The 13,010-nt window shown below is 34.1% G+C and carries 12 protein-coding genes; 8 read left to right on the top strand and 4 right to left on the bottom strand.

Annotation, left to right across the window (positions count from 1 at the left end; translation table 11 throughout):
- Positions 1-282 precede the first annotated feature (282 nt).
- The 8 genes from cdaA to AC4BBX_RS03180 all read left to right on the top strand — a co-directional run bounded on the left by cdaA (position 283) and on the right by AC4BBX_RS03180 (position 8,998).
- Positions 283-1,173: a diadenylate cyclase CdaA gene (cdaA, locus tag AC4BBX_RS03215; protein ID WP_490455034.1), complete on the top strand. Its 891-nt coding sequence runs from the start codon at positions 283-285 to the stop codon at positions 1,171-1,173.
- On the top strand, positions 1,173-2,282 hold the full coding sequence (locus AC4BBX_RS03210) for a CdaR family protein (RefSeq protein ID WP_490455033.1): 1,110 nt from the start codon (positions 1,173-1,175) through the stop codon (positions 2,280-2,282). Before cdaA ends, AC4BBX_RS03210 begins: the two co-directional genes overlap by 1 nt.
- Before the next feature lie 16 nt (positions 2,283-2,298).
- Positions 2,299-3,651: a phosphoglucosamine mutase gene (glmM, locus tag AC4BBX_RS03205; protein ID WP_490455032.1), complete on the top strand. Its 1,353-nt coding sequence runs from the start codon at positions 2,299-2,301 to the stop codon at positions 3,649-3,651.
- 131 nt (positions 3,652-3,782) lie between these two features.
- Entirely contained in the window at positions 3,783-4,166 is a 384-nt protein-coding gene (locus tag AC4BBX_RS03200; RefSeq protein WP_490455031.1) for a VOC family protein, read from the top strand.
- Between the two features lie 25 nt (positions 4,167-4,191).
- The gene (locus AC4BBX_RS03195; RefSeq protein ID WP_490455030.1) at positions 4,192-5,115 is read left to right on the top strand and encodes an AAA family ATPase; all 924 of its coding nucleotides are present in this window, start codon (positions 4,192-4,194) and stop codon (positions 5,113-5,115) included.
- Between the two features lie 5 nt (positions 5,116-5,120).
- Positions 5,121-6,128, top strand: coding sequence for a DUF58 domain-containing protein (locus tag AC4BBX_RS03190; RefSeq protein ID WP_490455029.1), 1,008 nt, complete (start codon positions 5,121-5,123; stop codon positions 6,126-6,128).
- Entirely contained in the window at positions 6,128-8,242 is a 2,115-nt protein-coding gene (locus AC4BBX_RS03185; RefSeq protein WP_490455028.1) for a DUF4129 domain-containing transglutaminase family protein, read from the top strand. The genes AC4BBX_RS03190 and AC4BBX_RS03185 overlap by 1 nt, the downstream gene beginning before the upstream one ends.
- A 126-nt stretch (positions 8,243-8,368) precedes the next feature.
- Complete coding sequence (locus AC4BBX_RS03180; RefSeq protein WP_490455027.1) at positions 8,369-8,998, top strand: hypothetical protein; 630 nt, start codon at positions 8,369-8,371, stop codon at positions 8,996-8,998.
- Positions 8,999-9,143: 145 nt separating this feature from the next.
- Here AC4BBX_RS03180 and AC4BBX_RS03175 read toward each other — a convergent pair whose 3' ends face one another.
- The 4 genes from AC4BBX_RS03175 to AC4BBX_RS03160 all read right to left on the bottom strand — a co-directional run bounded on the left by AC4BBX_RS03175 (position 9,144) and on the right by AC4BBX_RS03160 (position 12,984).
- Entirely contained in the window at positions 9,144-9,713 is a 570-nt protein-coding gene (locus AC4BBX_RS03175) for a hypothetical protein (protein ID WP_490455026.1), read from the bottom strand.
- Positions 9,714-9,764: 51 nt separating this feature from the next.
- Positions 9,765-10,838: an RnfABCDGE type electron transport complex subunit D gene (locus AC4BBX_RS03170; RefSeq protein WP_490455025.1), complete on the bottom strand. Its 1,074-nt coding sequence runs from the start codon at positions 10,836-10,838 to the stop codon at positions 9,765-9,767.
- Positions 10,831-12,171: an electron transport complex subunit RsxC gene (gene rsxC, locus AC4BBX_RS03165; protein WP_490455024.1), complete on the bottom strand. Its 1,341-nt coding sequence runs from the start codon at positions 12,169-12,171 to the stop codon at positions 10,831-10,833. Before rsxC ends, AC4BBX_RS03170 begins: the two co-directional genes overlap by 8 nt.
- 369 nt (positions 12,172-12,540) lie before the next feature.
- Entirely contained in the window at positions 12,541-12,984 is a 444-nt protein-coding gene (locus AC4BBX_RS03160; protein ID WP_490455023.1) for a hypothetical protein, read from the bottom strand.
- Positions 12,985-13,010 lie beyond the last annotated feature (26 nt).

Genomic DNA, 13,010 nt, shown 5'->3' with positions numbered 1-13,010 from the left:
CGTTACATAAAAATTTAGAGAGTTTCTTTTGAAATTCTCAAAACTTTAGGTATTCAAGTGCAGAGTTAGAAACCATTTTTTATCCGCTACAAAACTTTCGTAAAAATTTTCAAGAATCGACTTTTTAATATCGAAATAAGAAAAATAAAAGTTATACTATATGTATGAATCGACTTTTAGAATTTTCTTGTAAAATTTCAAGGAGAACTGTTTTTTACTCACTATCAGAATCAAGCTATGCTATACTGTAATAGAGTCTTAAAGAAAAGGAAGGCTGTTAACATGAGATTTAATATAATGGAATTATTTAATTTAGATTTTTGGCGTCAACCACTTTCAATAGATGTTTTTTCTATGCCATTTTTAATTAATGTTTTAGACGTTATTGTTGTTTGGTATATTGTTTATAAATTAATACAACTTGTTAGAGGAACTCGGGCTATTCAGCTTTTTAAAGGAGTAGCAATTTTTATTGCAATACGTTTCTTGGCTGAATTGATTGGTCTACATACTCTTTCTTGGTTGATGGATCAAGTCATTACCTATGGGGTGATTGCTGCCATTGTTATTTTTCAACCAGAAATTAGAAGAGGTTTAGAGCATCTTGGTCGAACGACTTTCTTTAGTCCGTCAAAAAATGAAAACACTCGAGACGAGAATATGTTGAAATCTTTTGATAAGGCCATTCAATATATGTCAAAAAGAAAAATTGGTGCCTTAATTACGATTGAAAGAAACACTCAATTAGAAGAATATATCGAAACAGGCATCCCATTAGATGCGGATATTACGGGAGAATTATTAATTAATATTTTTATTCCCAACACTCCTTTACACGATGGGGCAGTCATTGTTCAAAATAGAAAAATTGCTGTATCTTGTGCATATTTGCCATTATCAGATAGCTTATTAATTCCTAAAGAGTTCGGGACTCGTCATCGGGCAGCCGTTGGAATTTCTGAAGTAAGTGATGCGGTTACTATTATCGTTTCAGAAGAGACTGGAGATGTTAGTCTAACCCTTAATAATCAATTACATGTGGATTTGTCACAGGAAGATTACATGACAATGCTGAGAGAGGCACTGGTTCCAACAGAAAAACTGAAAGAAAAGAAAAATTTTTTCCGTAGCATTCTAGATGAGATGAATAAATTGAATAGAGGAGGCAAATAATGTTTAAAAAAGAAACAAGAAGTAACATTATGTATGCACTTCTCGCATTACTTTTTAGCTTAGTTTTATTCTTTAACTCAAATAGTGCAAGTTTTCAAAATACATTGACTTCCACCTCTTCTTTTGAAGAAGTTTTAGAAGAAGTCCCGGTGACTATTCGTTACGACTCAGATCAATATTTTATTCAAGGTTATGAACCAACAGTCAGAGTAGACTTGACTAGTGTGAATCGAATCCAATTAAATGCTGAAAAAAATGAAGAGACAAGAAGCTTTCGAGTAGTAGCTGACTTGACAAATCTAACAGAAGGAACACACGATGTTCCCTTAGTTATAGAGAATATAAGTAATAGTGTTCGGGCTACAATTGATTCCGAAATTTTTACTGTTACAATTGAGAAAAAAGTATCACAAAGTTATCCTGTGCAATTTAGTTTCTCAGAACAGTATTTGCAAGATGGGTACGAATTGGATACAATAGTCGCTGAACCTCAAGAAGTAACAATTACTACTGGAGATCAAACAATTCAGGACATTGCAGGAGTATATGCAGATTTAAGCACATTATCTGGAGTTAGTGGTAATCAAGATATCGAAGTTCCGGTTTATGCAGTTACTTCAGATGGTGAAACATTAGGAGCAATCATTGATCCTGAAACAGTAACAGTTCATTTAACAGTGTCAGCACCAGAAAAAACAGTGAGTCTTTATGCCAATCAATTTGGAGTTGTTTCAGATGGGATATCCCATTTTGAATATATCATGAGTCAGACTCAAGTTAAGGTAACTGGTGGACTTAGTCTGTTAGATGATATTCATAGTATCGGTGTTCCAATGGACATCACCAATATCACTGAACGTACAGTTAGTACAGTTCAAATTCCTGCGCCTGATGGCGTATCGGTTGAACCAAATGAGGTTACTATTGAAGTGAATCCTGTATTCATACCGGTTCCTTCTTCTGAAAGTGAACCTGAATCTACAACCGTTACTCCTTCATCATCAGTAGAAGAAGAGGTTTCACCGTCTTCTGAATCTGAAGAGACTGTAGATATTCAAGAAATTCAGGAAGAAGAAACACAAGAATCAGTAGAAAATGAAACAGAATAAGAGAGGAACGTTAATAATGGGAAAATATTTTGGAACTGATGGTGTCAGAGGAGAAGCAAATAAAGAGTTGACACCCGAGTTAGCTTTCAAGTTAGGACGCTGTGGAGGTTATGTATTAAGCCAGCATGAATCTGGAGAAAGAAGACCTCGAGTTTTAGTTGGAAGAGATACTCGTATTTCAGGTCAATTATTAGAAAATGCTCTAATTGCTGGATTACTTTCAGTTGGAATAGAAGTGTTCCAATTAGGTGTTATATCTACACCAGGAGTTGCTTATCTAACACGTATTCAAAAAGCAAGCGCAGGTGTGATGATTTCTGCTTCACATAATCCAGCTGAGGATAATGGGATTAAATTTTTCGGTAACGATGGATTTAAACTTGTAGATGAGCAAGAAGCAGAGATTGAGACTTTATTAGATGCGGCGGAAGATATTTTACCTAGACCATCGGCTGAAGGCTTAGGAACTGTGGAAGAATTTCCAGAAGGTTTATTGAAATATTCAGAGTTCTTGCAACAAACAATCACAGGAGACCTTTCAGGTTTAAGCGTGTGTATTGATGCTGCTAATGGAGCGACTGCCTCATCAGTGAATCGTTTATTTGCAGACTTGGAAACAGATTTTTATACTATGGGGACTTCTCCGAATGGTTTAAATATTAATGATGGCGTAGGATCTACTCATCCAGAAAAATTAGCAGAACTTGTTGTCGAAAAAAATGCGGATGCAGGTTTAGCATTTGACGGAGATGGTGACCGAATTATAGCTGTTGACGAACGTGGTGAAATTGTTGATGGAGATAAAATCATGTACATCTGTGCGAAACATTTGTCTGAGAACAAACGTTTAAAACAAGACACTATCGTTACAACGGTAATGAGTAATTTAGGATTCCATAAGGCTGTGGAATCAGTAGGTTTAAAAGATGTGATTACTCAAGTGGGTGATCGTTATGTAGTGGAAGAAATGCGTAAAAATGATTATAATTTTGGTGGCGAACAGTCTGGTCATATGATCTTCTTGGATTTTAATACAACAGGAGACGGCATGTTATCTGGTATTCAATTATTGAGTATCATGAAACAAACTGGCAAAAAATTATCTGAATTAGCAGATGAAGTGACTATCTACCCTCAAAAATTAGTCAATATTCGTGTTTCTAACAAAAATGGGGCGATGGAAGTTCCTGCTATTAAAAAAGTAATTGAAGAAGCTGAAGCAGAAATGAATGGTGAAGGACGTATTCTCGTACGCCCGTCAGGGACAGAACCATTGTTGCGTGTGATGGCTGAAGCACCTACTGATGAAAAAGTTAATTATTATGTAGATAAAATTGCGGACATTGTTCGTGAAGAAATCGGTCTATAAAAATAAAAAAAGAGAAGTCAAGCTTCTCTTTTTTTATTACTCAGAATACTGTTAATTCGAACTGCAAACGTTTGAAACTACATAAAAATAGCGATTATAGTTATTTTATATTATTAATAAAGAGGTGTCTTATGCATCACATTGAAATTTATGTTTCTGATTTAGAACAAAGCAAGTTATTTTATAAACATCTTTTAGTTGAAAACTTAGGTTTCGAAGAATTTCAAAACTGGCCGGAGGGTATTAGTTATAAAAAAGACAACTTTTATTTGGTATTTGTTCAAGTAGTAGCTAAGTACAATGATGTTCCATTTAAACGAACACGGGTTGGCTTAAATCATTTAGCTTTTAACATCACTCAACGAAATACACTCGATCAGTTACGTGAATATTACCAAGAAAAAAATCAAGTTCTCTACGATGATGCCTATCCTTATGCAGGTGGTGAAAAGCATTATGCTTTGTACCTAGAAGATCCTAATCGGATAAAAATCGAAATTGTCTTAGTAGACTAATAAATTATTGTGAAGGAGGAATAAAATGGAGCCGTTATTATCGAAAATTTCAATATTAATTGATGAGGTTGAGAAAGTCATTTTAGGGAAAAGAGAGGTTGTCAAGATGACAGTAACTGCTCTTTTAGCTGGAGGACATGTTCTTTTTGAAGATGTTCCTGGAGTCGGGAAGACATTAATGATTAAAACACTAGCGAAAACAATTCAAGGCAGCTTTTCACGTATTCAATTTACTCCTGATTTGTTACCGAGTGACATTTTAGGTGTATCTATTTTTAACTCTCAAAATAATCAATTTGAGTTTAGAAAAGGACCCATATTTACGACTGTGTTATTGGCGGATGAAATTAATCGTACGACACCACGGACACAATCGGCTTTATTAGAAGCGATGTCTGAGGGAAGAGTGACAATTGATAATCAAACTTACCAGCTTTCACCGCATTTTTTTGTATTAGCTACACAAAATCCTGTTGAATATGAAGGTACCTATCCATTACCAGAAGCGCAATTGGATCGCTTTTTATTCCGTTTAAAAATTGGTTATCCCGCTTTCCAAGATGAGTTAGCAGTTATGTTAGGTGCAGATCGTAATCAGATTGAAGTGAATCAAGTTCTTAATGAAACTGAAGTAGACCAATTAAAATTGTTAGTGAATGAAGTATTTGTTCATGAATCGGTTGGAAAATATGCACTTCAATTAGTTGAAGCCTCTCGTAATCATCCAGAAGTGGCTTTAGGAGTAAGTCCTCGTGGGGGTGTTATGTTTATCAAAGGAGCAAAAGCATATGCTTTAACAGAAGGTAGACAATATGTGACACCCGAAGACTTACAAAAACTTTTACCCGTAGTTTTTGGTCATCGAATGCAATTGAAAAGTCGACATCAAGATGTTTCTAGAGTTATGAAAGAGATTATTGACAAAGTTCCTGTACCAATCAGGAGGTGAGTTGCTTGAAAAAAATAAGAATAATTTTGTCTGTCCTCAGTTATGGATTCTTGTATTTACTAATCAGCTTATATACGTTTATTTTCAACAATTCGACAGGATGGAGTCTATGGATGTTTGCTAGTACTCTCTTAATACTAGTAATATTAAGTTTGATTAGCCCCTTAACAATGCTCCAAGTGACGCAACAAGATTCTATTGAAACTGAAGTAAATGATATATTAAAGATACCTTTAGAAGTAAGCAAGAAAACTCATTTTCCAATGCTTTTTTTAGAACTTGATTTTAAAGAAAACACCCCGAGGATAAATGATACCTTTTACTTTTATTATGGACAAAAAAAATTGGCTACAGCAGAATGGATGCCTGAACAAAGAGGTTATTATTCGTCGATCAATTTGACAGTATTTGCTAATGATATTTTTGGTATTTTTACAAAAAAGAAAAAAATTGAAGCAACAACTAATTTATCCGTGTTGCCTAAGCGGCACGAATTAAGGATGTTAGCACACTTTCAAAGAAAAATTCAACGAACATCTTTTGGAGACAATGATTTCTCAATCAAAAATTACCGTTCTTATGAATTAGGAGACGATATAAAAAAAATTGATTGGAAATTATCCAGTCGTCAACAAGAAATTATTTTGAAAGAATATCATTATCACCAAGAAGTCGATTGGGTTTTTGTCTTTTATGGTCAACAGGACCGTTATTTTGAAGAAACCTTAGCTTTTTTCTTTAATTTACAGGAACAGTTAGAATTAAGTGAAAATCAAGTCGTTCTTTTAGGAGAAAAGACCAGTGATTTGGAGTTGAACAAAAGAATTGCTCGCATTGAACCATTAAAGTCTGCTCAAAAAATTCCTGTTTTTAGTAATCATAAAATACTTCTTTTTACGCCGTTACTTACAGAAGAGTTGACTCAACAATTACAAGATTTACCACAGAAACAGGCGATTGAAATTGTCGCTTATCAGGATTTACTTCAGTTAGAAAGTGAGGGGAGGGTTTAATGACACGTTTAAAACGAAAACTTCCTTTGGCTTTGATAACCGGATTAAGTTTATTTTTATTTTTTTATGAATATTTATCGGTTTATGAGATTCCAATTACTTCATTGGTAGGATACAGTGTAGTAGGAATTGTTCTTATTGGATTATTGATACCTTGGAAATGGCTGCAACTTCCTTTTTATTTGTTGGTTACAGTCGGGATTTTATATAGTTATATTCCATTAGAAACTCCATTTTCAATGCAATGGCTTCAGACTCTGATTGGTTTGGTAGGAAATCAATTAACTAATTTTGTGACTGGTAACTTAGGGTATATTCCTACTGAATTAGCAATGGTTCTCATTGTAATTTTGATGATTATTTTAGCTCAATTGCAGATAGAATTTGAACATATTCTTTTCAGTAGCTGTATCATTATTGTCTATTTTATCTTAGTAGCTTCATTTAATGGAGAAGATTTAAGCTGGAAAATTATTTATATTTGCAGTAGTGGTTTATTGTTCAAAATGCTTGTCGACAATCGAAAATATCCGGCATTAATAATAGGGATTTTTAGTATATTTCTTTTAGCGATCGTTAGTTTATATTTACCAAATAAAGCTATTCAGGATCCTCTGCTCAATGTGACTTCAGACTTGAGAAATCATTTAAACAATCAAGGATTCTATCAGTTGCTCGAAGGAAACAGCGGAGGAGACATAAAGAAAAGTGGTTTTAGTGAGAATGATGTATTCTTAGGTGGACCTTTAGCGGATGATCATCAAATCGTTTTTGAAGCACGACAGAGAAATCCTCGATATTGGTTGGTTGAGACCAAATTTAATTATATTGGAACAGGTTGGACAAGCGATGGAAATCTTCGATCAACGGATATGGATTCTCAAAACACAGCAGTTTTAAACTGGTCTAATAATGACTATCAAGGTCCATACAAAGAAACTGAAATAATTGATATAGCCTTTCAGCAAAGTGGTAATTATTTACCACTGCCATATGGAATCGAACAAATTGTTAATGTAACGGGAAATGCTGAATTCGGAATTTATCCTGAAATTAGTCGGATTAACTTTTTTAGAGAAGAAGAAAGACAAAATTTACAATTAACAGTGAGTGAGCCAGATTATTCATACGAAGATTTAGCATCAGTAGAAGTAAATAATAATTTGCCTGGTGAATATTCGAATTTTGTTTCTACGCTTCCTAGTCGAGTATGGGATTTAGCTAGAGAATTAACCGATGAAGAAGACTCATTGATCGGTAAAGTGTTAGCTGTTGAAAATTATCTTAAAAATTCTGGCAACTTTCGTTATTCAAAAATTGATGCTAGTGTAACGCCATCAGGAGAAGATTATGTGGATCATTTTCTTTTTGAGACGCAAGTAGGTTATTGTGATAACTTTTCCAGTGCGATGGTTGTTTTATTAAGAACATTAGGTATTCCAGCTAGGTGGGCGAAGGGATTTGCTTCAGGAGAGATTATTGGAGAAGAAGGAGATCAACAAATCTATGCTATAAGGAATTCAGATGCTCATTCTTGGCCAGAAGTTTACTTTGAAGGTTTTGGTTGGTTGCCTTTTGAACCTACACCTACTTTTTCAGGGCGGGATGAAACGACAGAATCTACGGAACAAGAAGAATCGACAACTGAAGAGAGTAGTGAGGACGAAGTAATCCAAACAACGACTAGTACAAATATGACAGAAGAATCAAGTTCAGAAACGATTGAAGAAAACACGAACAGAGAGGAACAAACTAACTCAACAATTTCTGTAACAATGATTTTGGTAGGAATACTAATTCTGATAATTATATTTTTATATTTTTCTAATGCTTGGTTCAGTTTATTAATCATTTCAGTGAAGAATCCCTTGAAATTAATCTATCCACTAATATTAAGAAAAACGAGAAAAATACTGCCAAGACCAGAACATCAAACACTCGCGGAATACGCTCGTAAAGTTGAGAAGGAAACTTCGATTTTTGAAGGAGATTTTGTTAAACTAACAAGTATTTATGAAAACTATCTATATAATAAAGGCATGCCAATGTCCAAAGAAGAACTGAAAATCATGCACGCTGTTTTTCAAAAACTTTATCCAATTAGTAAAAAATAATAAAACTGAAACTACTTTTTTGAATAAAATCAGTCTCTAGACCCATAAGAAAAATGACTATCTCTATTTATTCTGTGTTATAATAACTTAACTAGTTAGGGATTTATGGGGTATAGGAGAAATAAAATGAAAAAAATATATATATTATTAACTGATACTGGTACTGTTTTTACTAGATGTATCAAATTATTCACAAGAAAAAAATACAATCATTCATCTATTGCATTAGACTCACAACTAAAGGCAGTCTATAGCTTTGGACGAAAAAATGTCAGTAATCCATTTGATGGGGGCTTTGTCCATGAAAATTTGTATCATAACTTTTTCTTGCGCGCAAAATGTCAAGTTTTTCAAATTGAAGTGACTGAGGAGCAATACGAACTATTAAAACAAAATGTATTGGCTTTTGATTTGGACAAAAATCGCTATAAATATAACTTAATTGGCGTTATTGGCGTTGCTTTACATCAACGTTGGGAACGAGAAAATGCCTACTTTTGTTCGCAGTTTCTAGCGCATGTATTAGAGGAGAGTGGTTTAGCACTTTTCGATAAGCCCAGCTATTTAATTACTCCGGGTGATTTAATTGATGCCTTAAATCCTCAATTAGTTTATGAGGGACGAGTAGATGATTATTTAGTGAATAGTCAATCTTATGTAGAACAACCAGTGAGCGTTTATGAAGAAATTCCTTCTTCTACAAGAACTTCTTTGTTAGAGAAATTAGGCTTACCTGTTCTGAGTCGTTTTTTCTGATATTTAGATGAGTGAAGAAATTAATCCGTAACTATTAGAACTTTTAGAAATAGAATGAACGAATATAGAACTTAATTAATACAAAACCCACCAGCTTGAACAACACTAAGATTGTTGTTCAAGCTGGTGGGTTTTTAAAAATTGCTTAAAATAATTGATCGAAAAAGACACCATTCAAGAATGAGAAGCTCAGTAAAAATAGAAACAGTGTTAATAAATCAACTGGATAGCCTTTTAAGAAATTTGGAATTGGAGCAATACTGACACGATCTTTGACACCTGTAAAGGCAATTGCGAAAAGAAAATACATACCACCATAAATCAGTACTTCTTTAATCAAGTATTCAGGCTCGATAAGAGTAAAGGTTGACAATGAGAGTAGTAACAAGACCACCATCATTGTTTTTTTTATTTCAGTGGTTAAAAATACTTTATTTTTTGGTGCAAAAAAACTGATAAAAAGAATAATCACACTTGTAATAGCAGCTGTTACTGGAGTGGTTACAACTTCATTTCCATACGTAAAGCCATTTTCAATTAGGAATTCAAATATTACCCCTCCGATTACATAGCTTAAACTAATTAAAAAACCACTATAGGCAACACGTTTTATAACTAATGGTCCTTTTTTCTGAATCGTAGAAGGGTACTTTTCACAAGTATAATAAAGTAGTAGTATTGCTACAAAAAAGACTAATCGATTTGCAATAATCATCGTAGAACCTCCTCATTTCATTTGATAATTTTGTTTAGACTGGAAGTAAATTTAAGAATTAATTTTAAGATTAAAAGGAGTTGGTTTTCCTTCTCCCAGAACACGTAATCTTAATAGACGATCAATCATTGGAGTAAAGCAATTCATAATCAAAATCGCATAACTAATTCCTTCATTTGTTAAACCAAAGAAACGGAAGAGAGCAACGAGCAAACCAACTCCTAGTGCAAAAAGATTTTCACCAGCTTTCGTAGAAGGAGTAGAGGCATAATCAGTTGCCATAAAGAAAGCACCCAACATCGCTCCACCACTGATGATATGTCCAATCACATTTTGCCAAGAACCAGTAAATAATCCATTTGGACCAAGAATGAAAGCAAATAGCCCAATTGTACCTAAAATTATAAATGGAATTCTTGGCGAAATAATTTTTTTATAAATTAAGAATAATCCACCAAGTAATAATAGGAAGGCACTTGTTTCACCAGCACGTCCACCTACAAAACCGAAGAAAGCATCCCCTAATTCGCTAACTGTTAATACTTCACCAGCTCTCATTACAGCTAAAGGTGTAGCACCTGAGACAGTATCGGTTGCTGTAGCCGCGGATACAATTTCAGGTGGGATTTTGTTGAAAGGTGGATCTGGCCAACTAATAAGAAACATTTGGTTGTAAAAGAGTCCAACTAACAATGCACGTCCACCTAAAGCAGGATTTAAAAAATTGTATCCCAATCCTCCAAAAAATTCTTTTACAACAATAATCGCAAAGCTAGTCCCGACAATAGGAAAGTACCATGGGGCTGAAGGAGGTAAATTCATCGCCAATAAAACAGCTGTAACGACTGCACTAAAATCAAATTGGTAGTCACGACCAATAAATTTAAACCAAACAAATTCTAAAAGAACTGCAGTTGCACTTGCTGTAAGATAGTTTCGATAAACAGTAAAACCGAATAAATAGCCAGAAAAAAGCAGTGCGGGTACTAGAGCAAGAAAAACCAGAAACATGATTTTTTGATTCTCATTTTCATCACGAACATGAGGATTGGGTTGGGTTTTAGGGAATTTACTTGATTCTTGAAAAAGCTTTTCCGATTTGGAATCTTGATAGTAATCACGCATTTTGCATAGCCTCCCTTTTAATAGCCATGACTTTATTTTTAGCATCGCTAATAGTAGAAGCTAAATTACGTCTAGCAGGACAAACAAAAGTGCAGGCACCACAATTAATACAAGCCTCGGCTAATAATTCTTCACACTTATCATAGTCTCCTGAACGGAAATATTGATCAATGCTCATAGGCATTAAGCGCATTGGACAAGCCTCTACGCATTTGTTACAACGAATACAAGGATTTTCAGTGAACAACCAATCATTTTCTTGATTGAAAACTAGAACACCATTACCACCTTTAGTTGTTGGTACACGTAATGTATTGATCGTTCTACCCATCATTGGACCACCTAAAATGACTTTACTCGGTGCTCCTTGGAAACCTCCTGAAAAATCAATCAGTTCTCCTGCAAGAGTTCCAATCGGACTTTTCACCACTTGAGGATTGGCAACATCACCAGTAACCGTTGTGTATCTTTCAATTAAAGGTTTGTCTAGAGCTACTGCTTCATATAAGGCAAAGCTGGTAGCAACATTCATTAAGACGATACCGATGTCAGCTGTTAATTTTCCTACAGGGACTTCACGTCCAGATAAAACTTCAATCAGTTGTTTTTCTCCGCCTGCTGGATAGACAGTCGGAATAACTTCGACTTTAACATAGGGATAGGGGGCTGCTGTTTTTTCCATAATTGAAATAGCTTGAGGTTTATCATCTTCAATAGCAATAATAATTTCCGGATCGGCAAGAAGTTTTCTACCGATTCTTGCTCCATCGATAATTTTATCGGCTTGAAGTTCCATTAAACGTTCGTCACTGTGTAGAAATGGTTCGCATTCAGAACCGTTCAAAATTAGAGTATGAATTTTTTTGGAATCGTCCACTGCAAATTTGACATGGGTTGGAAAAGTAGCTCCTCCTTTACCTGCAATTCCTGCATATTGGATTTTTTCTTTTATTTCTTGATTGTTCATTGATTGCCAATCGGCAGGTGAAGTTAAAAAATCATTGGTGTATTTGAAGTCATTTTCAATAATGATTGCTTGAGTGGTATTGTTGTTTTGATCTGGCCAATCAGTAATATCTAATACTGTACCAGAGACACTTGCATGGATTTTTGCGGTAACAAAGGCATCGGCTTCACCGATTACTTGACCTTGGGTGACATAATCGCCAGCTTCTACTGTTGCTTCAGCAGGAGCTCCAATGTGTTGAGATAAAGGAATAAACACCATATTTGGTTCGAAATAGGGCACCTCTTGTTGTGTCAGAGTCAGTTTATCCTTTAATGCTTTTAATGGGGCACTAAGTGTGATTCCCCCTGATAATTTATTTTCCATCGTCTCCCTCCGAAATTTTTGACATATTTGATGTTATATAAAGTTTAACATAAACCGCTTGCAAATATAAATAATTTACGAGGTTTTTTTAAAAAAAGTCAGAAAATGTTTTTCTATTTACAGTCAAAGAAGAAAAACTAAAAAATTCAGCTCATTTTTTCAGAAATTCATTGTTACAATAGATTAAATTAAGTCGTTTAAAAAGCCGTTAATCTTTAGAATAATCTACCCGTACCAAAACTAAATAGCCAAATAATAAAAAAGTACTCATTGTAAATCTAAAAAAAGCTAAAGTATTTATCGAAAATGAATGATTTTCAAATAAATACTTTAGCTCAAAAAAAATGTTTAAAATTAAAAACAAAAAAATCAGTTAAACAATGGACGATTAGTTGGTGTACACAATTTTTCTAATTTAGCTATACGTTTGTTGATTAATTGTAGAATACTTTCTGAAAAATCAGTTGTTCCCATATTTTTCATAGTATCCAGAAGTAGACTTTTTTCTTTCGAAGGTCTTTGTTGTTTACGATAGATATTTGCTAAACGTTCCACATACTCGTAATGAGTATAGTTGGTTCGCAAAATTAAGTAATTCAAGACATCCTCAGCTTTATCCAATTCGTTATTACTATAGTAGTTTAAGGCTTCTCTATAAAGTTTGATTTCTAATTCTTCGAGAAGTGTCACGGCTTCTTTTTGCTTTTTATATTCATTAATTGAAATTTTTCCAGTGATTTGTCCATGATCATCGTATAAAAAAATCACAGGAACATCATTAGGATGTGTTTGGTCTATTTGAATTTTTTTCATCAGTAACCTCCTGCATTTTTTTACTA

This window comes from Enterococcus sp. AMC1157, assembly GCF_058216555.1.
This window is presented reverse-complemented; position numbering and strand designations above follow the sequence as displayed.

Excerpts from the sequence above, each read along its gene's own strand:
- cdaA (WP_490455034.1), top strand. The coding sequence starts at position 283 with ATGAGATTTAATATAATGGAATTATTTAATTTAGATTTTTGGCGTCAA.
- AC4BBX_RS03210 (WP_490455033.1), top strand. The coding sequence starts at position 1,173 with ATGTTTAAAAAAGAAACAAGAAGTAACATTATGTATGCACTTCTCGCA.
- glmM (WP_490455032.1), top strand. The coding sequence starts at position 2,299 with ATGGGAAAATATTTTGGAACTGATGGTGTCAGAGGAGAAGCAAATAAA.
- AC4BBX_RS03200 (WP_490455031.1), top strand. The coding sequence starts at position 3,783 with ATGCATCACATTGAAATTTATGTTTCTGATTTAGAACAAAGCAAGTTA.
- AC4BBX_RS03195 (WP_490455030.1), top strand. The coding sequence starts at position 4,192 with ATGGAGCCGTTATTATCGAAAATTTCAATATTAATTGATGAGGTTGAG.
- AC4BBX_RS03185 (WP_490455028.1), top strand. The coding sequence starts at position 6,128 with ATGACACGTTTAAAACGAAAACTTCCTTTGGCTTTGATAACCGGATTA.
- AC4BBX_RS03180 (WP_490455027.1), top strand. The coding sequence starts at position 8,369 with ATGAAAAAAATATATATATTATTAACTGATACTGGTACTGTTTTTACT.
- AC4BBX_RS03175 (WP_490455026.1), bottom strand. The coding sequence starts at position 9,713 with ATGATTATTGCAAATCGATTAGTCTTTTTTGTAGCAATACTACTACTT.
- AC4BBX_RS03170 (WP_490455025.1), bottom strand. The coding sequence starts at position 10,838 with ATGCGTGATTACTATCAAGATTCCAAATCGGAAAAGCTTTTTCAAGAA.
- rsxC (WP_490455024.1), bottom strand. The coding sequence starts at position 12,171 with ATGGAAAATAAATTATCAGGGGGAATCACACTTAGTGCCCCATTAAAA.
- AC4BBX_RS03160 (WP_490455023.1), bottom strand. The coding sequence starts at position 12,984 with ATGAAAAAAATTCAAATAGACCAAACACATCCTAATGATGTTCCTGTG.